16 protein-coding genes are annotated in these 23,121 nt (G+C 63.5%); 4 read left to right on the forward strand and 12 right to left on the reverse strand.

Features of this window, described 5'->3' with window-relative positions; genetic code table 11:
• Nucleotides 1-41: 41 nt before the first annotated feature.
• Nucleotides 42-1,103, reverse strand: coding sequence for a hypothetical protein (locus tag VJR29_12560; protein ID HKY64239.1), 1,062 nt, complete (start codon nt 1,101-1,103; stop codon nt 42-44).
• Between the two features lie 215 nt (nt 1,104-1,318).
• Between VJR29_12560 and VJR29_12565 the strand changes: the two genes are divergently transcribed.
• A complete protein-coding gene (locus tag VJR29_12565; protein HKY64240.1) occupies nt 1,319-2,197 on the forward strand; it encodes a DUF882 domain-containing protein in 879 nt (292 codons plus the stop codon).
• A 62-nt stretch (nt 2,198-2,259) separates the two neighbouring features.
• Complete coding sequence (locus VJR29_12570) at nt 2,260-4,950, forward strand: MBL fold metallo-hydrolase (protein ID HKY64241.1); 2,691 nt, start codon at nt 2,260-2,262, stop codon at nt 4,948-4,950.
• Here the strand turns inward: VJR29_12570 and VJR29_12575 are convergent.
• Genes VJR29_12575 through VJR29_12585 form a run of 3 tightly spaced genes read right to left on the reverse strand, consistent with a single transcriptional unit; the run spans nt 4,947 to nt 7,741 of the window.
• Nucleotides 4,947-6,095, reverse strand: a complete 1,149-nt coding sequence (locus VJR29_12575; protein ID HKY64242.1) for an acyl-CoA dehydrogenase family protein — start codon at nt 6,093-6,095, stop codon at nt 4,947-4,949. The two genes, VJR29_12570 and VJR29_12575, sit on opposite strands and share 4 nt — an antisense overlap.
• Before the next feature lie 39 nt (nt 6,096-6,134).
• A complete protein-coding gene (locus VJR29_12580) occupies nt 6,135-6,548 on the reverse strand; it encodes an SCP2 sterol-binding domain-containing protein (GenBank protein ID HKY64243.1) in 414 nt (137 codons plus the stop codon).
• The gene (locus tag VJR29_12585) at nt 6,548-7,741 is read right to left on the reverse strand and encodes an iron-containing alcohol dehydrogenase (GenBank protein HKY64244.1); all 1,194 of its coding nucleotides are present in this window, start codon (nt 7,739-7,741) and stop codon (nt 6,548-6,550) included. Before VJR29_12585 ends, VJR29_12580 begins: the two co-directional genes overlap by 1 nt.
• Nucleotides 7,742-8,126: 385 nt before the next feature.
• Between VJR29_12585 and VJR29_12590 the strand changes: the two genes are divergently transcribed.
• Together VJR29_12590 and VJR29_12595 are read left to right on the forward strand one after the other, a co-directional pair.
• A complete protein-coding gene (locus VJR29_12590) occupies nt 8,127-10,748 on the forward strand; it encodes a vWA domain-containing protein (GenBank protein HKY64245.1) in 2,622 nt (873 codons plus the stop codon).
• Nucleotides 10,749-10,944: 196 nt separating this feature from the next.
• Complete coding sequence (locus tag VJR29_12595) at nt 10,945-14,007, forward strand: hypothetical protein (GenBank protein HKY64246.1); 3,063 nt, start codon at nt 10,945-10,947, stop codon at nt 14,005-14,007.
• On the opposite strand, the gene VJR29_12600 is transcribed toward VJR29_12595, so the two are convergent.
• From VJR29_12600 to purL, 8 genes are all read right to left on the reverse strand, one after another.
• Nucleotides 13,965-15,857, reverse strand: coding sequence for a DUF255 domain-containing protein (locus VJR29_12600; GenBank protein ID HKY64247.1), 1,893 nt, complete (start codon nt 15,855-15,857; stop codon nt 13,965-13,967). The genes VJR29_12595 and VJR29_12600 overlap by 43 nt on opposite strands.
• Before the next feature lie 54 nt (nt 15,858-15,911).
• A complete protein-coding gene (locus tag VJR29_12605) occupies nt 15,912-16,628 on the reverse strand; it encodes an anti-sigma factor (protein HKY64248.1) in 717 nt (238 codons plus the stop codon).
• Nucleotides 16,625-17,164, reverse strand: coding sequence for a sigma-70 family RNA polymerase sigma factor (locus VJR29_12610; protein ID HKY64249.1), 540 nt, complete (start codon nt 17,162-17,164; stop codon nt 16,625-16,627). Before VJR29_12610 ends, VJR29_12605 begins: the two co-directional genes overlap by 4 nt.
• 1 nt (nt 17,165) lies before the next feature.
• Nucleotides 17,166-17,882 (reverse strand): putative DNA-binding domain-containing protein, encoded by a 717-nt coding sequence (locus VJR29_12615; GenBank protein HKY64250.1) that lies wholly within the window; start codon nt 17,880-17,882, stop codon nt 17,166-17,168.
• The gene (locus VJR29_12620; protein HKY64251.1) at nt 17,879-18,727 is read right to left on the reverse strand and encodes a DUF692 domain-containing protein; all 849 of its coding nucleotides are present in this window, start codon (nt 18,725-18,727) and stop codon (nt 17,879-17,881) included. Before VJR29_12620 ends, VJR29_12615 begins: the two co-directional genes overlap by 4 nt.
• Nucleotides 18,728-18,848: 121 nt before the next feature.
• Complete coding sequence (locus VJR29_12625; protein HKY64252.1) at nt 18,849-19,289, reverse strand: hypothetical protein; 441 nt, start codon at nt 19,287-19,289, stop codon at nt 18,849-18,851.
• A gap of 142 nt (nt 19,290-19,431) precedes the next feature.
• Nucleotides 19,432-20,817, reverse strand: a complete 1,386-nt coding sequence (gene purF, locus VJR29_12630; protein HKY64253.1) for an amidophosphoribosyltransferase — start codon at nt 20,815-20,817, stop codon at nt 19,432-19,434.
• A gap of 6 nt (nt 20,818-20,823) precedes the next feature.
• Entirely contained in the window at nt 20,824-23,040 is a 2,217-nt protein-coding gene (purL, locus tag VJR29_12635) for a phosphoribosylformylglycinamidine synthase subunit PurL (GenBank protein HKY64254.1), read from the reverse strand.
• Nucleotides 23,041-23,121 lie beyond the last annotated feature (81 nt).

Here is a 23,121-nt window from a genome sequence, read left to right on the forward strand (position 1 = left end):
CTTCGCTCCGCTCAGGATGACAAGCCGATCCAGAAACAGCCTTACTTTTTCTTAAAGGTGATTTCCATGCCGAAGACGCCGCCGCCGACTTGGGCGGTATCCTCCAGCGGATCTCCAAGCAGCGGCGCGGCGACGACCAGCTTCATCTCGCCCTCGGCGCTCAACGGCGATCCCTCGAAGGTGATCGTCCCGCCATGGACGTTGGGCGCTTGGCTGCTGTCGATAGTGACGCTGCCGGTGGTCAGCTTCAGGCCGGTGAGATGGATGACGTTAGAGCCGTTGAAGGCCGTGCCCTCGAAGGTCAGGGAGCCGTCGGCGCCGAGTGGCGCTTGGCCGGTGTCCTCTTCGAGCGAGATCTCCAGCGACTCGAGCGGCGCGCCGTCGGGCAGCGGGAAGGTGACCTTCGGCCAGTTGTTCTTGAGAATTTGGACGTTGCCGCCGGAGAGCTCGGTGAGCTTGAGGGTGCCCGTCACCGAGTCGGCGACAACGAGGTCGGTCAGGACCGGCTCCGGCAGATCCTTGTGGCTCAGCGTGGTTCTCACCGCGAGCACGTCGAACTCTTGGCCGGCCCCGCCGTCGGTCGTGCAGCCTTCGGCCGCGGTGGCGGCCTTGCCCCGCAGCTCGATCTGCATCACGCCGAGCTTGGGGCCGTTCAACACCACGTCGAGGTAAGTGTTGTGATAGCCGTCCCCTTGGGTGACGACCTTGGGGTTGTAGCTGGCCTTCACAGTCATGATGCCGCCGGGCGGGATGATGATCTCTTGGACCATGTTGCCGACCGCTTGCTTGACCGTATTGCCGACCGAAACCTCATCGACCGTGAAGAATTGGAAGTAGGACTCGCCCTCTTTCAGCGTCTCCGGATGCTTGCCCTGGGCGTCGAAATCGTTGGTGCCGAATTCGAAGTGAACGCCCTGGATTCGCTGCGGCTCGGAGGTGTTGTTATTGCGGATTTGGAGGGTCTTCTGCTGGCCGACGCAGGCCACGGTCTCGTAGTTGGCGATGGCCACGACGCCGCTGACTTGCGGCGCTTCGCCGGCGCAAGCCGCCAAGCTGAGAAGCCCGAAGAGAAGGAAAATTTTTTTCAAGGATTGGACCAACACGACTTCCCCTAAAATCAACCCCCGATGCACCCTGCACCGTCTATCGGAAATATCGGCGCCCTCACTCAAATGTTGTGAAAAATCAAATGCTTGATGACAAGGCGCGTCAGGCGCTAGTTTTGAAAGCTATGCGCCGCCTATTTGCAATCTTTTGCATGACCCTTGGACTCCTGCCCTCTCCCCTCGCGGGAGCCAAAGGGCAAACTGACGACTTAATGTCGCCAGGCAAACCTTTGGATAGTGTTAGCCATTCCGAGCTTGCTGGTGGCCGAAGGCCGGGAGAGGGGTCTTGGCCCCGCGGCGACGGCCAAGTTCGCATCTACAACTATCACTTGAATGAATTCGCCGAAGTGACCTTCCGCAAAGGGGAAAACCTGGATCCCGAGGGCCTAAAAGCTTTCCAGGCCCTGCTCCGCTCCCGCGACAACTTCGAGCAAAAAGCGATCGACCCCCGCCTCCTCGACCTGCTCGACCACCTCCAGGATCACTTCCAAGCCGATCAAATCGAGATCATTTCCGGCTACCGGCGCCAGGAGCTCAACCAGTCCCTCCTCCGCCAAGGCCACAAAGTGAGCCCGGTCAGCCTCCATACCCAAGGCCAAGCCCTCGACATCCACATCGACGAGATCCGGGAGGAAACGCTGCGCGACTATCTGGCCGGCCTCAAGCTCGGCGGTCTCGGTTATTACGGCCCGCTCGACTTCGTCCACGTCGACGTCGGCCCGGTTCGGCAATGGGCCGAGCCCCGGGGTCCCCGCAAGCTGGTGGGAGTGCTCGATCCCCAGGCAGCGGTCCGCCTGACCAGCGACCGGAACGATTACTTGCCGGGGGAAACGCTCCATTTCACCTGGGAATGGCCGGAGGCTTTCGACCCCGCCCTGATCCAGGAGCTGCGGCTGGAGCTGTTCCGCCGCGGCCGCTGGCAGGCCTGCCCCACCGCCCCCCGAAGCGAAAAGAGCTTCGGCCTGCCCAGCGAAGTCCTCCGCTGCGAGGGCCGAGAGCAGCCCAGCTACGGCAAATTCCGCTGGACCTTCCACTTGAAGGATGGGTCGCAAACCCTTTCCTCCAATGAATTTTACCTAAAAAAACAATAAGGTTTTTCCACAACCTTCCCTAGACTCCCACGACAAGCCCTCATCGAGGGAAACCGGTTCCGATGGGTGAGAACGGCACAACGTCGGCCGCCATTCCGCGAGGCACCTCGCTAGTATCAGGAGTTGGACCCGCAGCGGCGCACACTCCGAGCTTTGGCGAACTCCGCCAAAGGCTGGGTCCGAGTCTACCGGCGGCCGCCCGCCGCGAGCTCGAATCGCTGGGAGCCGAGAGCGATCCCGAGCTGCAAGCCATGGGACTCCTCGGCCTGGCCTCCCGCCTCGAGCATCAGGGCCATGAGGCACTCGCCCTCCAGGTCCTTCAAACCTTGCAAGAGCTTCCTTCCGTCCCGGCCGATTTGCGGCACCGGGCTCAAATCCGCCAAGCCGCCTTGAATGGCCAGGGAGCGCCGATCGGCGCCCGAGCCGAAGTCCTGTTTCGCCGTTTCGGCGGCGAAGTCACGAACCCTTCGGCCCTCTTCGCGATGGGCGCCGCCGGCGCCGTTTTTCGGCTAGCCCGCTTGGGAGCCTTGAGCCGCTTCGCCGCTTCGCCGGCGTCGGCTCTAACCCGGGGACGCCTGGCCTCGCCGTTGGCTTCGACCCTGGGCTTCCTCGCCGAAGCTCCGGCTTTCACCTTGGCTCATCGAGCGGCCGACGCGATGCTGGACCGGCCCTTGGACTGGAGCGGTGAGTCTTTAAGACGGGAATTGACATCGAGCTTCATCGCGCTAGGAGCGATGCGCTTAGTCGGAGCTACCCCCTCCTTTGTAAGGAGGGGGTTGGGGGGAGGTAGAACCGCTGCAGCGACATCAAGCTTCGGCGTCTCTGCCAACGCTCTACCCCTCCCTGGCCCTCCCCTTCCAAAGGGGAGGGAATTCCTGGAACCAACGCTCGCGCTCTACGCCGGCATTCTGCTCGGCCACGGCTTGGAAATGGGTCTTGGGCTCAGGCCGACCCAAAGCTTCGACGAGCTGCTCTTCGACTCGGCGGCGATGCTGGTGCAGTTTCATGTCGCCGGCAACCTGAGCCGCCGGGCCTTCGGGGCGAATTGGTCGCGCTGGGAAAACGGGCTCGAGCTCCAGTCGCGGCAGCTCGCGGCGGAGCTTCGGTCGGGGCCTGCCCTTTCCCTGGCCAATCCGGCTCTCCTGGGCCCTCCGCTTCCCGAAGTGCTGCAGATGACCTCGACTTCTCACAAAGGCAGCGGCGGCTTGCGCCTGGTGAGCTCGGCCTCACGGGCCGGCGAGTCCTCGGGCCCGCCCTCGCTGCCGCCGGAGAAAATCCGGGCCCTGCCCCGCGGCGGCGTGCTGGCGCGGACCGCGGCCGGTTGGATTCAGTTCGGCGTCCCGATGTGGACCAACAAGGACCTCTACGAAATTTTCATCCAAGCCAACGGATACAAAATCCCGGCCGAGGAGATCCGCGAGCACCTGCCCCGGACCTATATTTTCGACCTCGACTACGTCCCGCGCCACGACGGCCTGCTGCCGGCCGATTTCATGCAGTACATGTACTACGTCAATCGCGGGATGGAGTGCGCGCTGGTCGCGCCCGACGCGCCGACCGCCCAGCGGCTCCGCGAATTCCTCGACCTATCCTATCAAGGGCCGCGAAGCGAGGCTTTGACCGCCCAAGTCGAGGGCGAATACCCGGCCGGAGCGGTCGGTCGTCCTCGGATGGGCGAGGAGATCAGCCGGGGCTTTCCGGCGGAGGCGCCGGAGACGCTCCGCCGCATCTCTCACCTGAACCAAGCCGGCGAATATCTCGACGGCGAGGTGCGGGTGGTCAAGCTCGGCCCGCTCCGCTACGAAATCTTCGAATCGGGAACCTCCCAGGGCGTCCTCGACCTGAAAGACCATCCCATGCCCCCGCCGGCGAGCGAGGAGCTCCACTCGCCCGAGCTGACCAGGGCCCGGCGCAAGGTTTTGAGCGAAGGCCGCCCGGCGATATGGCCGATCGGGACCGGCCACGGCTTCACTTTTCGCGAGGAGACCAGCGGCTTCCTGCTCTGGAACGGCGGGCAAGCGGTGGTCGTCGATCCGCCCTCGAGCACCGTGGAATTCCTCCGCCGCCACCGCTTGCCCCTAAGCAAGCTGCAAGGCATCCTCCTGACCCACGGCCACACCGATCACTACGGCAATGCGGTCCCCCAGCTGCTCCAATCCCGGCCCGATCTCAAGGTCTACACGACGCCGACGATCAACCGGATGCTGCGCCGCCAATATGAGCTGGCCATCGGTGGAAACGTTTCCTGGAACTTCGTGCCGCTCTATCCCCAGAGTTTCACCAACTTGCTCGGCCTCCACCTGCGGCCCGAATACTCCTTCCACCCGGTCCCCGCGATCGGCTTTGAAATCTATGACCGGCCCGATGTCCGCGCAGGCCGGCTGGCCCTCTCCTTCACCGGCGACACTTATGCCGACCATGTCGACCTCTGGCGCCACACCCAGGGCGAAAATCCCTTGATGAGCGTGGCCCGGGCCACCCAGGTCCTGCGCCACGGCGCCCTGCTGATGGCCTCCAAGGGCCAGAATCCGCCGCCGGTCTTCCTGATCGAAGGCGGCATCCCGCCGATTCACATCAATCCGCTGCGCACCCGCGAGCTCTTGGACCAAGCCGAAACCTTGGGCGTCGACACCTCGCGGGTTCGGGTCTACCACGTCGCCGGCGACAAGGCGGCCGAGGCCCGAGTGCCGAAATGGCCGGCCGGGGTCGAGGGCTTCTTCGATTTGTCGGGGTATTTCAAGAAACGGCGTTAACAACCCAAATGCCTTGAGATCACGATCCGCTGGACCTCGCTCGAGCCTTCGCCGATCTCGAGCAGCTTCTGGTCGCGGAAGAACTTGGCCACCGGATACTCTTCCATCAGGCCATAGCCGCCGTAGATCTGGACGGCGTGGTTGACCACCCGATTCATCACTTCGGAGGCATAGAGCTTGGCCATCGCCGCTTCCTTGGTGAAAGGCCGGCCCTGGTCCTTGAGCCAAGCCGCCTTGTAGAGCAGGGTCCGGGCGGCTTCGATCTCGGTTGCCATGTCGGCGAGCTTGAAAGCGATGGCTTGATGCTTGGCGATCGGCACGCCGAAGGTCTTGCGGACCTTGGCGTAGTCGAGCGCGGCCTCGAAGGCCCCTTGGGCCCCCCCGACGCCCATCGCCGCGATGCCGAGCCGGCCATGGTCCAAGGTGGTCAGCATCATCTTGAAACCCTCGCCGCGGCGACCCAGCAGGTTTTCCTCCGGGACTTTCACATCCTCGAAGTAAAGCTCGGCGGTATTCGAGGAGCGCCAGACCAGCTTGTGGTGCATCTCGCGGGCGGTGTAGCCCGGCGTCCCTTGCTCGACGATGATGCAGCTGATTTCCTTCTTGTCGCCGTCCCGGCCGGTGACGGCCTGGACGCTGACGCCGGCGGTCATCGCGTTGGCGGCATTGGTGATGAAGATCTTGCTGCCATTGATGATCCAATGGCCGTTTTCGAGCCGGGCGGTGGTCTTGCTGTTGCCGGCGTCGCTGCCGGCGTCGGGCTCGGTGAGACCGAAGCCCCAGAGCTTTTCGCCGCTGCAAAGCGCCGGCAGGTATTTCTGCTTCTGGGCCTCGGTGCCCCAACGGTAGATCGGCAGAATGCCGAGGGTGTTCTCGGCTGCCATCGTCGCGGCTTGGCAACCGTCGACTCGGGCCACCTCCTCGACGGCGAGGACGTAGGAAAGATAGTCGAGCCCCTGGCCGCCGTATTTCGGGTCGACCGTCATGCCGAAGAGCCCAAGCTCGCCCATCTTGCGGGTGATATCGAGGCTGAACTCCTCTTTCTCGTCGAGCTTCTGCCGGACCGGCTTGATCTCCTTCTCGGCGAAGTCGCGAACGGTTTTGCGGAGCATTTCTTGTTCGGGGGTGAGGTCGTGATTGAGCATGAGGCGTGAATTAGCGAGATAGCCTTTCCCGATCAAGGCTTATTTGAGCGCCAGGCGGCCGTAGCCTTTCTCTTCCAGATAACGCGGGTAGAGCTGGTAGGCCGGCTTGATCGCCGGCAGCAGCTTGAGGATCTTGGGGATCGGACCCTTGGCCGACATCTCGCGCCGGGCCAGCGCCATGACCAAGTTGACCTTGCCGTGCCAGAAGCGGTGGGCCACGTCGGCCTTCATGCTCATCTGGACGTCGGGCTTGAATTCGGCGTCGTTGAACCTCAGCCGCACCGGCTCTTCGGCCGTATCGGCGGCGATGCTCAGATCGGGGTCGCTGTAATTGAATTGAATCTTGAGCTTGGCTGCCTTCAGCTTGGGACCGATGACCGGATCGCTGAACAGCCGATCGAAGAAACCACCCAGCACCTCTTGCAGCTCGGCCGTCGATTGAAAATAAGCCATCAGTAAGCCTCCCGTATTTTCGCCAAGACTTCCTCCTCGGTGACTTCGCGCGGATTGAAAAAGCTGGTGCCGTCCTCGACCGCAAGGCGCGCGATCTCGGGCAGGTCGGCCTCCTTGACCCCGGCCTCGCGGAGAGTTTGGGGAAGGCCGCAAGCCCGGTGCAGCTCGAGCCGCAGGTCGCGAACCGCCCGGATGACCGCGCGGGCGTCGGCTTCCTCGTCGCCCGAAACCTCCAAGCCGAAGGCCGGCGCCATCCGGGCGTAGCCGGCGGCGGCGACCTCGAGGTTGTACTCCATGCCATAGGGCAGGTAAATGCTGTTGGCCATGCCGTGGGGGACGTGGGCGATGCCGCCGGTGGCGTGAGACATGGCGTGGACCACGCCGACCATGGCGTGGTCGAAGGCGATGCCGGCCATGTTGGCCGCCGCCATCAAATTTCCGCGGCGAGCCGGGTCGGAGCCGTCGCGCACCGTCTCGAGCAAGTTTGTTCGCAGCAGCTCGATCGCCTTCAGGGCCAGGGCCTCGCTCATCGGGTTGGCTTGGATGCTGGTGACCGCCTCCACCGCGTGGGTCATCGCGTCCATTCCGGTCATCGCGGTGACTGCGGGCGGAACCGTCAAGGTCAGCTCCGGATCGAGCAAGGCCAAGGTCGGAACCAGATGGGAGTCATTGAAGGAAAGCTTCAGCCGATTGGCGGCGTCATAGATCACCGCCGAGGAAGTGACCTCGCTGCCGGTGCCGGCGGTCGTCGGAATGGCGATCAAAGGCTTGAGGTCCTGGGTGATGGTCTGGGAGCCGGAGTAGTCGTTGACCAGATCGCCGCCCAAGCTCAGCAGGATATTGGCCGCCTTGGCGGTGTCGATCGCCGAGCCTCCGCCCAACACCACCAGACCCTCGGCGCCGGCCTCCTCCGCCTTTCGGGCGCAATCCTGCACCGTCTTGAGCTCGCTGTTCGGCGGGACCTCGGAAAATAAACCGACCACTTCGACGCCGGCGGCTTCGATCCCTTGCTTGATCGTTTCAGCCAAGCCGTTCTTGGCGAAGAAGGGATCGCAGACCAGGAAGAGCTTGGCGACCCCGAGCTGACCCAGCTCATTGGAAAAATCCCGGGCCAAGCCGGGCTGAAAGAGGACCTTGCTGCGCAGAAAGAACTGATAGGCGGCGATCTCCACCGCGAAAAGGTAAAGGGCCAAGCGGGTGACGTCAACGATGGATTTTCGTCAATTCCATGACATAAATTATCATAATTTACGATAAATTTTTGTCTCATCTGGAATGGTTAAAAAAATAAATAATATATAAATCAAGTCTTTGAATAGCCGATGACTTGCTGAGTCGAGCCCTGGTACCCCATTTGCTCATACTGAGAATGTCCGTCGGCTCGTACCCGGCGGACGCCAAGGTTATCCGAGGGAAAGGACGAAAGCATTACCGGGCAGCATCCCCCTCGCTCAATCGGGCGTCAGCGCACTCCAACAATTGAATAGGTCTAGCGGACCAGGTTTCTCAGGGAGGGTATCAACCATGGAACGTCGATATCGAATGGATGCGTGTATCCGCATCCTGCTGGGCTGTTGTTTGTCTTGGATTCTTATCGCCGGAGCCGGCTCGCCAAGCGCGTGGGCGACCGGCGGAGGCGGAGAAGAGCCCGAAGAATGCGGACAACAAGCGGTTAACGTTTGCATCATGCTGGATCGGACCGGAAGCGTGTCCTCCAGCGAGCGCACCAACGAGGCGACCGCCGCCAAGACCTTGGTCGGTCAGATCGCCAATCTCGACAATGGAACCCGGGTGGCCATCGGCCGCTTTGGCGACGGCAGCAACGGCGGCCTCGAGGCCGAAATCGTCAAGTCCATCGCCACCGTCACGCCGGGCAACCTCGGAACCTTCGAAACCAGCATCAACAACGCCCTGGCCAGCGGCAGCAGCGTCGGAACCAACGTCAAGGATGCCATCAACGTCTGCAAAGACCACCTGATCAACAACAATAACGGCAATCAGAACATCCTGATCCTAATCTCGGATTTCGATCCCAACGAGCCGACCAATCCCGATAGCTCGGCCCTGACCGCCGCGACCAACGCCAAGGGCGCCGGGGTCCGGATTTTCGCCATCGGCTTCGACAATGCCGGAGCCAACACCGCCGACAATGACAATCGCGCCTTGGGCGCCTCGATCGCCAGCGGCAATTCCAGCGACAACTTTTGCACTTCGAGCGTTTGCGGCTCGACTCAGATCAACGCCGAGAACACCGACGGCGACGATTGGTTCATCTCGCCGACCGCCTCCGGTCTAACCGCGATCTTCGATTCGATTTTTGAAGTGATCCAATGCGAGGACGACGGCAACCCCTGCACGGTCGAAGCTTGCAACGAGCAAGGCCTTTGCGGCTCCTCCTTCATCCCCAACTGCAAGCCTTGCCAGCATGACAACGAGTGCGACGACGGCAACGCCTGCAACGGCGACGAGTTCTGCGGCGGCAACGGCACCTGCCAAGCCGGCACCAGCCTGACCTGCAACGACAACAGCCTTTGCACCACCGACAGCTGCAATCCGGCAAGCGGCTGCGTTTTCACGCCGAAGACCTGCGACGACGGATTGAGCTGCTCGGTCGACTCCTGCAACCCGCAGGACGGTCAATGCAGCTTCGACACCTCGAGCTGCGAATGCGACGAAGCCTCGGACTGCAATGACGGCAACGCCTGCACCGACAATGCCTGCGTCCAAGGAGAATGCGTCTACACCAACGACAACGGCAACTCCTGCGACGACGGTCTCTTCTGCAACGGCACCGAATCCTGCGATGCCGGGGAGTGCAAGCATTCCGGCGATCCTTGCGCGGCCGGCGGCGAATGCGCCGACAGCTGCGACGAGGAGACGAATAGCTGCAACGACGAGGCCGGAACCTCCTGCAACGACGGCGACGGCAACGCCTGCACCTCCGGCGAATGCAACGGGGATGGAGCCTGCGTTTCCCACAACAACGATGCCGAGTGCGACGACGGCAACCCTTGCACGCTCGACGACGAATGCTCGGGCGGCGACTGCGCCGGCACACCCAAGAGCTGCGACGACGGCGTCTCCTGCACGCCCGACAGCTGCAACGAAGGCACCGGCGAATGCGAGAACCCGACCGGCGAATGCGAGTGCGTCACCGACGGCGATTGCGACGACGGCAATGAATGCACCACCGAGTTCTGCAACGACCAGAACCAGTGCGAGCGGAGCAACAACGAGAATGAATGCGACGACGGCCTCTTCTGCAACGGCTCGGACACTTGCGGCGGCGGGACTTGCAGCGTCCATGCCGGCGACCCCTGCGGCACCGGCGGCGAATGCGCCAACAGCTGCAACGAGGAAACCGATAGCTGCAACGACCCGGCCGGCACGCCCTGCACCGACGACGGCAAGGTCTGCACCACCAATACCTGCAACGGCGACGGCGAATGCGTCTCGACCGACAATGAGCTCGGCTGCGACGACGGCAACCCCTGCACCGAGAATGACACCTGCTCCGAGGGCGAATGCAATCCCGGAACCGAAAAGGACTGCGCCGATGAGCGCAGCTGCTCCGAGGACAGCTGCAACGAAGGCACCGGGCTCTGCGAGCATGACCTGAGCGAATGCGGCTGCTCCCTCGATGCCGACTGCAACGACGGCGATCCTTGCACCGTCGACAGCTGCAACCAGGACTCCGGCACCTGCGACAACAGCGAAATCGACACCGGAGCCACTTGCGACGATAACGACGCTTGCACCATCGACGATCAATGCGATGCCGAGGGGGTTTGCGGCGGTGTGACCCTGAATTGCGACGACGGCGAAGTCTGCACCGAGGACTCCTGCAACACCGAATCGGGTTGCGTGAACGACGAGATCCCGGAGTGTGGAAATCCCGAGCCGACGCCCAGCGTGACGCCCGACCCCACCCCGCCGGGAACTCCGCGCGGCGAGCCGCCGGTTGACTCTCCCGTTGGCGGCGAACAGCCAGGCGGACCGGTGGGCGGCGAGGAAGGTCTCTTCTTCGAAGGCTCGGGTTGCGCGCTCAACCCTGCTTCGGCGGGAGATCCCTCGCCGATTGGGGTCGGCATGCTAGCCGGCCTGGGATTGGCAGTGGCGCTTGCCAGCCGCCGTCGACAGGCGACCGCGGTCCGACGAGTCGGAAGAGGCTTGAAAAGTCGATCGTCCAAAATCGGGTGACGTTTGGGCCGGGCGCGGCCCTAAGGGCCGCGCCCAGGTCACCGACGGTTACCGCGAGACCGGAAAGGAATTCTGATCTTTTAAAAGGTCTGATCAAAACCCTCGTGAGGCGCGGGTTTTGCTCTTCTCCAGGGAGGTGGAGGAGAGGCAACGGCTCGAGATCTCCAATCGAGTCACTCTAGGTAAGGAGCCTTCTATGCATACCCTCCAGGCGCAACGCCATATCGTTCTGTGGTTCGGAGTTTTGTGTATCTGTCTCGCGGCAAGCTCGGCAGCAGCCATCACCTGCCCCATCCCGCCCAATCCGGGGCAATGCATATGCCATAACATCCACGGTGGCAGCGGCGAGATATGCCCTTCCACCAGCGGAATCGTCAGCGGCCACGATGCCCACATCGAGTGCTTCAACAACGGCGGGGTATCGTGCAGCGTCGAGGACAGCTGCGGCAAATGCGACGGCTGCGGCAACGGGGTCCTGGAAACGAACTTGGGCGAGGAATGCGACGACGGCGACAACATCTCGGGTGACGGCTGCGACGCCGACTGCAAGATCGAATGCACGTCCGACGCCCAATGCGCCGACACCAACCCCTGCACCGACGACGTCTGCAGCCAGATCACCTTCCATTGTGTCCATACCAATAATAGCGCCCCTTGCGAGGACGGCAATTTCTGCACCGAGAACGACGTTTGCTCGGGCGGCGCCTGCAGCCCCGGCAGCCCCGTCGATTGCAGTGACGGCATCGAATGCACGATCGACGCCTGCGACCCGGCCAACGGCAATTGCTCCTCCGACCCGGCTTCCTGCGAATGTCAGATCGACGCCGACTGCGATGACGGCAACGCCTGCACCGACGAATTCTGCAACGCGAACAATGAATGCGAGCGGAGCGACAACAGCGACCCCTGCGACGACGGGCTATTCTGCAACGGCCCCGATACCTGCGGCGCGGGCTCCTGCAGCGTCCACGAGGGCGACCCTTGCGATTCGGGCGGCGAGTGCGCCGATGCCTGCAACGAGGAAACCGACAGCTGCTTCGATCCCGAGGGCACGGTCTGCACCGATGACGGCAACGTCTGCACCGACAACGAATGCAACGGCCAAGGCGAATGCGTCGCCTCCAACAACAACGCCGATTGCGAGGACGGCGACGACTGCACTTTGAACGACGTCTGCACCGGCGGGGCCTGCCAGCCCGGCTCGCCCAAGGATTGCAGCGACGGCATCGACTGCACCGTCGACTCCTGCAATCCGGCCAACGGAAATTGCAGCTCCGACGCCAAATCCTGCGAATGCGAGATCGACGCCGACTGCAACGACGAGAATGCCTGCACCGACGAGTTCTGCAATGACAACAACGAATGCGTCCGCAGCGACAACTCCGACCCCTGCGACGACGGGCTCTTCTGCAACGGGGCCGACACCTGCGGCGCGGGATCTTGCAGCGTCCACGACGGCGACCCCTGCTCCAGCGGTGGCGAATGCGCCGACCTGTGCGACGAAGAGGCCAATGCCTGCAACGATCCGGCCGGCACCGCTTGCACCGACGAGGGCAATCCCTGCACCGATAACGCTTGCGACGGCCAAGGCCATTGCATCGCCACCAACAACGAGGCCGCTTGCGACGACAACGATGCCTGCACCTTGAACGACCAGTGCTCGGGCGGCGAATGTGCCCCCGGCTCACCCAAAGATTGCAGCGACGGCATCGACTGCACGGTCGATTCCTGCGACCCGGGCACCGGCGATTGCTCCAGCGACGCGACGAGCTGCGAATGCGAGGTCGATGGCGACTGCGACGACGGCAACGCCTGCACCGACGAGTTCTGCAACGGCAACAACGAATGCGAGCGGAGCGACAATTCCGACCCCTGCGACGACGGGCTGTTCTGCAACGGCGCCGATACCTGCGGCGCGGGTTCCTGCAGCGTCCACGCCGGCGACCCCTGCGCCGAAGGCGGCGAATGCGCCGATGCCTGCGACGAAGAGGCTAATTCCTGCAATGACCCGGCCGGGACCGCCTGCACCGACGACGGCAATGTCTGCACCGACAACGCCTGCAACGGCGACGGCCAATGCGTCGCCACCAACAACACCGCCGACTGCGACGACGGAGACGAATGCACCCTGAACGACCAATGCTCGGGCGGCGAATGCGCCCCCGGCTCGCCCAAGGATTGCAGCGACGGCATCGACTGCACGGTCGATTCCTGCAATCCCAACAACGGGAACTGCAGCTCCGACGCCAAATCCTGCGAATGCGAGATCGACGCCGACTGCGACGACGAGAACGCCTGCACCGACGAGTTCTGCAACGACAACAACGAGTGCGTCCGCAGCGACAACTCCGACCCTTGCGATGACGGACTATTCTGCAACGGCGCCGACAACTGCGGCGAAGGGTCTTGCAGCGTCCATGCCGGCGATCCCTGCGCCGAGGGCGGAGTCTGCGCCGATCAATGCGACGAGGAGAACGACTCCTGCAACGACCCGGCCGGCACCGCCTGCACCGACGACGGCAACGTCTGCACCGACAACGCCTGCAACGGCGACGGTGAATGCGTCGCCACCGACAACGGCGCCGACTGCGACGATCAGAACGAATGCACCTTGAACGACCTCTGCTCCGAAGGAAGCTGCGATCCGGGCACCCTGAAGGACTGCAGCGACGGCCGCGACTGCTCGGCCGACAGCTGCGTGCCGGAGAACGGCCAGTGTCTCCACGATCTCAGCCTCTGTGCCTGCAGCGCCGACGGCGACTGCGACGACGACAACCCCTGCACCTTGGATAGCTGCGCCGTCTCGGCCGGAACCTGCAGCAACGTGGCCCAGCCCGGCCTCGAATGCGACGACGGAAGCGATTGCACCACCGACGATTTGTGCAACGCCGACGGCATTTGCACCGGACCGGCCTTGGACTGCGACGACGGCGACGACTGCACTAGCGATTCCTGCAATCCCGACTCCGGCTGCATCAATGAGGCGATCCCGGAATGCGGCCCCGAGCCGACGCCGACTCCCACGGGAACACCCCGACCGGGGCCGGTCGATTCGCCGGTCGAGGGCGAGCCGCCGGGAGGTCCTGCCGGCGGACCTAGCGGGCTCTTCCTCGAGGGCTCCGGCCCCTGCTCGCTCAACGCCGCCGCCAGGCCTTCGAATTTCGGCCCGGCCTTGCTGATCCTGGGGACCCTCGCGGGTCTGGCCTGCCGGCGCCGTCAATCGGCGGCCGAAAGGCGAAACAGCAGGAGCTTCCACTGAGCTTCGGCTCGGGGCGCGCCTCGATGCGGCGCGCCTTTGGCCCGAGGCTGCAACTTTTGGATGAGGGGGCCCAAGCCCTGGGGCTGGAAAACCGGGCTTGAGCAGAGCTTGGCGCTGCAAACGAAGGCCGCGCTTCGCTCCAGCGCCGGGTATCCGACGTCGGAATTCGGCAAGGGCCCCTCGCTTCGATCCCACCACTCCACCCGCAAATAGGCTTCGGGCTGCCGCGAAGCTTCGGCGAAGAGCGCCCCGGCCTGGGGGTCGCGCTTCGATCCGACCACGGTGAGATGGAGTGGCGGCGCCGCCAGCTCTTGGGCGGCCAGCAAGATGCCAGGTTCGGTCAGCCGCGCGGTCGCGACTTGGGGAAGTGCCAGCCAGGCCAGGGCTCGGCGGGCGCCGCCGAAATACTCGGAATTCCCGGTGTAATGCCCCAGAAGGTTGAGGAAGCGAGCCGTCCCGGTGTTTTCCTCCAAAGTCCGGGCCGGCTCCAGGATGCCGTCGCCGCGGGCCGTGAAATACCCGCCGTCCTTCGCTGAAAAATTCCGCAGGATGAAATCGGCCGAGCCCCGAGCCGTCTCGAGCCAACGGCGCTCGGCGGTGGCGGCGTAAAGCTTGAGGGCGGCCGTTCCCACCGCCAGCGTGTCCCCCAGGAAGGGGCCGCCCTCGTCCTCGGCATCGTGACGAAATCCGCCGGCCGCCGGACCCTTCAAGCGCGAGGCCCAAGTCAAGCTGGCATAGGCCCCCGAATCGAGACGGCGATGAGCCAGGACCCAATCCAAGGCCCGCCGGGCCTCCTCCAAGGCTTCGAGCTCGCCGGTGGCAAGGTAATACTCGATCAAAGCCTCGGCGGCCCAGCCGTTCTCCCGGGCATAGCGGTGCCGGTCGATGCGGGGCATGCCGCGGAGGCGGCGCTCGCCGTCATCGAGCGCGAAATAATCCGAGGCATGCCGCCCCGGCACCAAATCGGCGTCTTGGCTGGCGTAGAAGGCTCCTTCCGGCGACCGGAGAAAATTCTTCAGATAGGATCGAATCGCAGCGGCGGCCTTTCGATGCTCCGGGTCTTTCCAAAGGCGATAGGCCCGGGAATAAATCTTCAGATTGTCGCGCTGAAAAGACAGGATCTTCTCGAAATGGGGATTGGCCCAGTTGCCGCCGTGGGAATATTGGTAAACACCGCCCCAAACCGGATCGACCAAGGCCGCCGCCGCTCTCAAGGTTTTCCGGGCCCGCCCCTCCTCCTCGCCATCGCCGGCCGCCGCCAAGTGCAGCGAATATTCCAAGCTGTCGGCATCGAGAAATTTTTGGCTCAGCCGGAGGCCGCCTTCCTCGGGGTCGAAAGCCTCGCGGTGACGCCGCCGCAGCTCGACGGCCAAATCCTCGCTCAGCCCCGCGAGCGAAGGCGCGGCGGCAAGCCGGCTTGGGTAAGTCGGCTCGACCAGCGGCCGGGGATCTTGGTCCAAGCGCCGCAACAGCTCAGCCATTTCGGGAGCCGCCAGAAAGCCGGCTCGCTTGGCGAGCTCCCGGCCCTGGGCGTCGAAGACCACGGTCGCCGGCCAGCCATAGTCCCGATAGCGGTTGGCCAGGTCGGGCCGCGAGTCCTGGTCGACTTTAACCGCGAGGTAACGCCGCTCGATCAGCTCGGCGATTTCGGGATGGGAATAGGTTTGCTCGTCCATCACATGGCACCAGTGGCACCAGACCGCCTCCAAGTCCAAGAGGACCAAGCGGTTTTCCCGGGCGGCCCGCTCGAAGATTCGCTCGGACCAGGTCTGCCAAGGAATCGCCGACCCGCCGGCGGAGGCCGCGGCCGAATGGAGCAGCAGGGCGAATAGAATGAATAAGCGGCGCATCGCGTGTCTCCTGGATTCCGGTGATACGCCGGGATTCCGGGGATGGATGCGGGTTTAGAGCGGATAAATCGAGGCTTGATAGAGGACCGGGCCGGTCGGCGCTCCGGTCGGCGAGCCGCCTTTGGGCTCGAGGCTGACCGCGAGGCCGGTGGCTTGAGCCAGAATCTTCATTTTGCCCGCCGCCACCGGCATCGTCATCGTCCCCTGCATCGGCAGCAAGCCCAAGGAAACCGGCGCTTGGCCGCCGGCCGGCAGCATCCAGAGCTCGCAATCGCGATCGGCGGGCATGGCCGGGAGATCCATCGCCGTCACTTTGAGCATCTTGCGGTCGGGCATGACGCTCACCATCCAGGCGGTCTTGTCCGACTTCGGGTCGGAGATCATCGCCACCTGGGCCGGCAGCGGCCTGCGGAAACCGGGACCGAATCCGACATAGGTCAGGAGCAAGACGGCCAGGGCGCTGCCCAGGAAAGCCAAATTGCGCCAGAAGTTGAGGCTCTCCCAAAGCGAGAGGGTTTTGCCCTCGCCCTGGACCAGGCGCTTCTTCGGCAGATTTTCGTAGACCCGAATCCAAAGCTGGGCCGGCGGCTCCACCGGTTCGAGGGTCTCGACCACCGAATTGAAGCGCCGCTCCCAATTCCGCAAGGACCCGCGCAATCCGGCGTCGGTCTTGAGCCGCCGCTCGAAGCCGCGGCGGGTGCGCTCGGCGAGCAGGCCCAAGGCGTATTCGCCGGCGAGGACTTCGCGGATTTCGGGTCGCTCCAGCTTCATCGCTCCAGGCACCTCCGAAGTTGATCCAAGCCCCGCCGAACCCAAGCCTTGACGGTGCCGAGCGGCCGGGCCAGGGCCTTGGAAATTTCGCCGTGGCTGAGGCCCTTCCAATAAGCCAGGCCCAGGCTTCGGCGCTGTTCCTCCGATAATTCCTCGAGGCAGCGGCCGAGCGCCTCCGATTCCAGGCTTTGGGCGGCCCTCTCCTGGGGGCCGGGGCCTTCGTCCTTCAAAACGCCGAGCAGGGGCTCGAGGTCGAGCGGCATTTCACGGCGGTTGCGGCGAAGGCGGTCGATCGCCGTGTTGCGAACGATGGTCCCCATCCAGGTGAGCGGAGAGCCTTTGGCGATGTCGTAATCGCTCGATCGGGTCCAGATCTTGGTAAAGGCCTCTTGGAGCACTTCTTCCGCCCACTCCTTCTTGGAGAGGATACGCAGGGCCAAGGCGAATAGATGCGGAGCCGAGGCCTGGTAAAGGTCGGAAAACGCGGCGACTTCGCCGCGGGAGCAACGGGCCAATTGTTCGGCGGTGGCTGGCATCTTAAATTAAAATCCGCTTCGCCCGGAGACTCTGCAACAAGGCCTGACCCTCGGCCAAATAGCCGGCGTCGGCCGGGATGGCCTGCTCCTTGGCGACGGCCTTGAGCAAGGTTCCGGCGGCCTGGGGCCCCTTTTCCAAGCGCCGCAACAAAGCGGCGATCAGGCCGTTGACTTCCATGAATTTCACCTCGAGGCTTTGGGGATCGCGCCACAGGAGGAGGTGGTAATATCCTCGGGGCATTTTCTTGGGATCGCGGAAATCCTCCGAGATGAAGTGCACCGGCCAGCGATAGCTCGCCAGGGCATGGGCCGGGTTCAAGCGAAACTTCCCGGCCGGCGTTCGCCCTTCGTCCTCGGGCGCGAAGCGCATCTCGATCTCGAGGTACTCGTATTCCAGCAGCTCGCCGAGATAGGGATATTTCTTGGCCAAGGGATGGCGGCGGGCCTTCAAATAACCGGAAAATTCGCCGGCCAGCTCGCGGAGAATCTCCGACTTCGGGGGCGCTTTCTTGAGGAAGGCCCAGAGCAAAGCCCACCACTCCTTCTCGCTCAAGAGCGACCGCGCCACCGGCGAGATGTTCTTGAGGGTGTCGAGCATTCGCTCGCTGACCAGCTCGCGGTAAACCCGGTAGCGGCCCTTGGGCCGGTAGCTTCCGTCAAAGCAGATCTTGGCCCAGAATTTTTCGGTTTGCTCGAGATGGGGAAAATCGGCCTTCACGCGATCCTCCGCTCGGCGGCGGTTTTCTGGAAGATTCGTCGCGCCATCGCGACTTCGGCGAGGCTTTCCGACAGCGGCGGCAGGTTGTGATCCCGCTCCACGATGACCGCCTTGGGTTCGGCCCGGGCCGCGACGTAGCGCAGCAAGTCCCAGACCGGATCGATCACCGGCGCGCCGTGGGTGTCGAGGAGAAAGTTCTGATATTGGATGTGGCCGGCGACGTGGATGTGAAGGACCCGCTCGTAGGGCAGCGTCTTCAAGTACTCGAAGGGATCGAAGCCGTGATTGACGGCGTTGACGTAGATGTTGTTCACGTCGAGCAGCAGCGAGCAATCGGCCCGCTCGGCGACTTCGGCCAAAAATTCCCATTCGGTCATCTCATGACGGCCGCCGGGCGCGTAATAAGAGACGTTCTCGACCGCGAAGGGCATTTCCAAATAATCCTGGATCTTGCGGATCCGCGGCACGACGTGGCGCAGGGCTTCGCGGCTGAAGGGCAGCGGCAGCAAATCGTGGAATTGGGCGCCGAGGACCGAAGAGTAGCAGAGATGGTCGCTCATCCAGAGCGCCCGGGTCTGCTTGAGGAAGGCTTTCAAATCCTTGAGGAAGGCCTTGGCCGGCGGATGCTTCGAGCCGAGCGAAAGGCTGAGGCCGTGGATCACGATCGGATAGCGCTCGGCCAGCTCGCGATACTGGCGGTAAAGGCGTCCGCCGGTCTTCATGTAGTTTTCGGGGGCGATTTCCAGGCAATCGAGGACCGAGGGCTTGGCGGCGAGGAGATCGTCGACATTTTCACGGCGCAAGCCGAGACCGAAGCCGAGGTTTTGGATTTCGGAACGTCGCATTCGTCATCCCGAACGGAGTGAGGGATCCACTATGGAGCTCCGTAGCGGATTCCTCGCCCCCTTTCGGGTCCTCGGAATGACAGGGGGCCGGCCGGCGTCTCCGACCGGCCCCTTGGTCGAATTACTTGTGGCCGCCGCAAGAGCCGGCGCCGCAGGACTTGGAGGCGTCGCTCTTCTTGGCTTCCGGAGCCGGGGTGCCGGCCGGCTTCTTGTCGCCGCTGCAGTGCTTGTCGCCGCCGCATTTCTTGTCGCCGGAACATTTCTTGTCACCGGAGCACTTTTTATCACCGGAGCATTTCTTGTCCCCGCTGCAGTGCTTGTCGCCGTCCTTTTTGACCTCGCCGCTCTTGGTGTCGGCGGTCGCAGCGGTGGCTGCCGCTTCTTCCTTCTTATCGACGGCCTGGGCGACCCGGTAACCGACTTCCAATTCGGCCGACTGGAAAAACCTCCCGGCCGAAACCGAGCCGGCGGTCACCGAGAGACCGGGACCGGCCACCACCAATCCGGCCAGAGCCGAACCGAGCAAAAGTTTCTTGTTCTTGGACACTTTCGACTTCGACATAGGGATCCTCCATTAAGGGGTTGTTACCCGTCGCTTACGAACCACACGGGGATTTGGATGCGGAGGAATGTAAGGAAGCGCTATTTAATTGTAAAGAAAAGGATTTCGCGATTCCCCCCTTTTTCAAAGGGGGGTGAGAACACTACGCCTCTTTCACCCTCTTCAAGGGCTCGGCGTTGGGATAATCGACCAAGGGGACCGGGAACTTGCCTGAAAAGCAGGCGTCGCAGAACCACTCGCCGTGGTTCTTGTCGAAGTAGAACATGTTCTCGATCGAGAGATAAGACAGGGTGTCGCAGGTGATGTAGCGCCGGATCTCTTCCAAGCTGTGGGTCGCCGCGATGAGCTCCTTCCGGTCGGGCGTGTCGATCCCGAAGAAGCAGGGCCACTTGGTCGGCGGACAGCTGATCCGGAAATGGACTTCCTTGGCCCCGGCATCGCGGAGCATCTTGACGATCTTGCGCGAAGTGGTGCCGCGGACGATGGAATCGTCGATCAGCACGATCCGCTTGCCCTGGACCAGCTCGCGGACCGCGTTGAGCTTCACCTTGACCCCGAAGTGGCGGATCTGGTCGGTCGGCTCGATGAAGGTGCGGCCGACGTAGTGATTGCGGATCAGGCCGAGCTGGAAGGGAATCCCCGATTCCTCGCTGTAGCCCAAAGCCGCCGGGACGCCGGAGTCGGGCACCGGCACGACCATGTCGGCCTCGACCGGATGCTCCTTGGCCAGCTGGCGGCCGAAGCCCTTGCGGATCTCGTAGACGTTGCGGCCGAAAACCTGGCTGTCGGGCCGGGCGAAGTAAACGTGCTCGAAGATGCAGAGCGCCTTCTTCGGCGGCTTGGGGAAAGGCTTGAAGGACTTCATCCCGTCCTTGTCGAAGACCAGGATCTCGCCGGGCTCGACCTCGCGGACGTATTTGGCCTCGACCAAGTCGAGGGCGCAGGTTTCCGAAGCCACGATCGGGCTGCCGTTCAAATCGCCCAGCACCAGCGGCCGCCAGCCGTAGGGATCGCGGGCGGCGATCATCCGGCTCTTGGTCAGGATAAGCAGCGAATAGGAGCCCTCGACCCGCTTGAGGGCGGCGATGATCCGCTCGATCAAGTCTTTCTCATGGAAGGCCGCCAAGAGGTGAATGATGATCTCGGTGTCGGTGGTCGATTGAAAAATCGAGCCGTGGGCCTCGAACTCGCCGCGCAGGGCCTGGGCGTTGACCAGGTTGCCGTTGTGGGCGATGGCGATCTCGCCCCGCGAGTAGTCGTAAACCAGCGGTTGGGTGTTCTTGAGATGGGAGGCGCCGGCGGTGGAGTAGCGAACGTGGCCGATGGCGGCGCTGCCGACCAAGCTGCTGAGCTTCCGCTCGTTGAAAATGTCGGCGACCAAGCCCATCTGACGGTGGGCATGAAGCCGCTCGCCGTCGGCGCTGACGATGCCGGCGGCTTCCTGGCCGCGATGCTGGAGGGCATAAAGCCCCAGATAGGCGATCTTGGCCGCCTCCGAATGGTTGTAAATACCGACAATCCCGCACATATTCGTTTATTCCCCGCGACGCACGATTCGTTCGAAACCTTTATCCCAAACCTCCCGGAGCCGGGCAATAGGCAAATCCAGCCAGGGCCCGAGGCGAAAACGGCCTTTTTGCACCGCCCCGAGACGATGCAGGGGCAAGCCCGAGGCGGCGGCCAGCTCTTGGAGGGTGGCGGCCCGGCCGGGCTTGACCGAGAGCAAGATCCGTGAGGCCCCTTCGCCGAAAAGCAGCTCGGCAATCGCCCTCCCCTCGCCCGCCTTTTCCAATACCGCGTCGATTCCCAAGTCGGGATCGGCGGCCGTGAAGCAGGATTCGGCCAAGGCCACCGCCAAGCCGCCGTCGGAGACGTCGTGAGCCGAGGCCAAGAGCCCTTCGCCGATGGCGCGGAGCACGAAGTCCTGGGTGGCTTTTTCGCGGCTCAAATCGAGCGGCGGCGGCGCGCCGGCGGTCTTGCCGTGGATCCAGCTCAGGTATTCGCTGGCGCCCAGGCTTCCAACTAGGTCGCCCAAGAGGAAAATCAAGTCGCCGGCCTCGCGAAATCCCGAGGCCAGGCATTTGGAGGCGTCCTCGAGCCGGCCGACCATGCCGATGGTCGGCGTTGGAAAGATCGAGACGCCGTTGGTGTCGTTGTAGAGGCTGACGTTGCCGCTGACGATCGGCGCGTCGAGGGCCCGGCAGGCCTCGCCCATGCCCCGCACCGCCTCGGCGAACTCCCACATGATCTCGGGCTTCTCCGGATTGCCGAAGTTGAGGCAATCGGTGGTGGCCAGCGGCTTGGCCCCGCTGCAGGCGAGGTTGCGGGCGGCCTCGGCCACCGCATGCTGGGCGCCGAGATGGGGGTCGAGATAGCAATAGCGGCTGTTGCAGTCGCTGGTCACGGCGACGCCTTGCTTCAAGCCCTTGATCCGGAGGACCGCGGCGTCGGAGCCGGGCTGGACCAGGGTGTTGGTCATCACCATGTGATCGTACTGGCGCCAGACCCAGCGGCGGCTGCAGAGGTTGGGCGAGCCGACCATCTTCAGCAAAGTCTCGTTCCAATCGGCCGGATACTTCAGCTCGTCCCAGGAAATCTTCTGCCGGGCCTGCAAATCGACCGGCTTCTGGGGACGGTCGTAGAGCGGCGCCGCGTCGGTGAGCGGGCCGATCGGCAGCTCGGCCACGACCTGGCCGTCTTTTTTCAGGCGCATCCAGCCGTCGTCGGTGACCTTGCCGACCACCACCGCGTCCAGATCCCATTTCTTGAAGATCTCGACGACCTTCTCCTCGCAACCGCGCTTGGCGACGAGCAGCATCCGCTCCTGCGACTCGCTGAGCATCATCTCGTAGGCCGTCATGCCCTCTTCCCGGACCGGGATCTTGTCCAAGTCCATCTCGATGCCGCTGCCCGAACGCGAGGCCATCTCGAAGGAGGAGCTGGTCAGGCCGGCCGCGCCCATGTCCTGGATGCCGACCAAGACGTCCTCGGCCATCACCTCGAGGCAGGCCTCGAGCAAAAGCTTCTCGGTGAAGGGGTCGCCGACTTGAACCGTCGGCCGCTTCTCCTCGCTGGCCTCGTCGAACTCGCCCGAGGCCATCGTCGCCCCGTGAATGCCGTCGCGGCCGGTCTTGCTGCCGACGTACATGACCGGATTGCCCACGCCCTCGGCCAGGCCCTTGAAGATCCGATCGGCTTTCACCAAGCCGACGGTCATCGCGTTGACCAGGATATTGCCGTTGAAGGAGGCGTCGAAGAAGACCTCGCCGCCCACCGTCGGAATGCCCATGCAGTTGCCGTAGCCGCCGATGCCGGCAACGACGCCGCCGACCAGGAAGGGCGTCTTGGGATGGTCCGCGGCCCCGAAGCGCAGCGAATTCAGGTTGGCGATCGGCCGAGCTCCCATGGTGAAGACGTCCCGGAGGATGCCGCCGACGCCGGTGGCCGCGCCTTGGTAAGGCTCGATGAAGGACGGATGATTGTGCGATTCCATCTTGAAGGCGATTCCCCAGCCGTCGCCGATGTCGACGACGCCGGCGTTCTCGCCGGGACCTTGAATGACCTGGGGCCCGGTGGTCGGAAGCTTCTTCAAGTGAAGCCGGGAGCTCTTGTAGCTGCAGTGCTCCGACCACATGACCGAGAAGATACCGAGCTCGACCAAGTTGGGCTCGCGGCCCAGGATCTGGAGAACGCGCTGGAATTCCTCCTCCGAAAGTCCGAATTCCTTGGCTTGTTGCAATAGTGAAGTCATAAATTCTTATCCCCCTCCCCTTTGTAAGGGGAGGGTTAGGGAGGGGTAGAGCGTATCGCGATAGGCAAAAGATTTTGCATA

It is taken from the genome of bacterium (assembly GCA_035281585.1).
In the GTDB taxonomy this organism is placed as follows: domain Bacteria; phylum UBA10199; class UBA10199; order DSSB01; family DSSB01; genus DATEDP01.

Coding starts and splice junctions, on each gene's coding strand:
- VJR29_12565 (HKY64240.1), top strand. CDS start 1,319: ATGTCGCCAGGCAAACCTTTGGATAGTGTTAGCCATTCCGAGCTTGCT.
- VJR29_12570 (HKY64241.1), top strand. CDS start 2,260: ATGGGTGAGAACGGCACAACGTCGGCCGCCATTCCGCGAGGCACCTCG.
- VJR29_12575 (HKY64242.1), bottom strand. CDS start 6,095: ATGCTCAATCACGACCTCACCCCCGAACAAGAAATGCTCCGCAAAACC.
- VJR29_12580 (HKY64243.1), bottom strand. CDS start 6,548: ATGGCTTATTTTCAATCGACGGCCGAGCTGCAAGAGGTGCTGGGTGGT.
- VJR29_12595 (HKY64246.1), top strand. CDS start 10,945: ATGCATACCCTCCAGGCGCAACGCCATATCGTTCTGTGGTTCGGAGTT.
- VJR29_12600 (HKY64247.1), bottom strand. CDS start 15,857: ATGCGCCGCTTATTCATTCTATTCGCCCTGCTGCTCCATTCGGCCGCG.
- VJR29_12605 (HKY64248.1), bottom strand. CDS start 16,628: ATGAAGCTGGAGCGACCCGAAATCCGCGAAGTCCTCGCCGGCGAATAC.
- VJR29_12610 (HKY64249.1), bottom strand. CDS start 17,164: ATGCCAGCCACCGCCGAACAATTGGCCCGTTGCTCCCGCGGCGAAGTC.
- VJR29_12620 (HKY64251.1), bottom strand. CDS start 18,727: ATGCGACGTTCCGAAATCCAAAACCTCGGCTTCGGTCTCGGCTTGCGC.
- VJR29_12625 (HKY64252.1), bottom strand. CDS start 19,289: ATGTCGAAGTCGAAAGTGTCCAAGAACAAGAAACTTTTGCTCGGTTCG.
- purF (HKY64253.1), bottom strand. CDS start 20,817: ATGTGCGGGATTGTCGGTATTTACAACCATTCGGAGGCGGCCAAGATC.
- purL (HKY64254.1), bottom strand. CDS start 23,040: ATGACTTCACTATTGCAACAAGCCAAGGAATTCGGACTTTCGGAGGAG.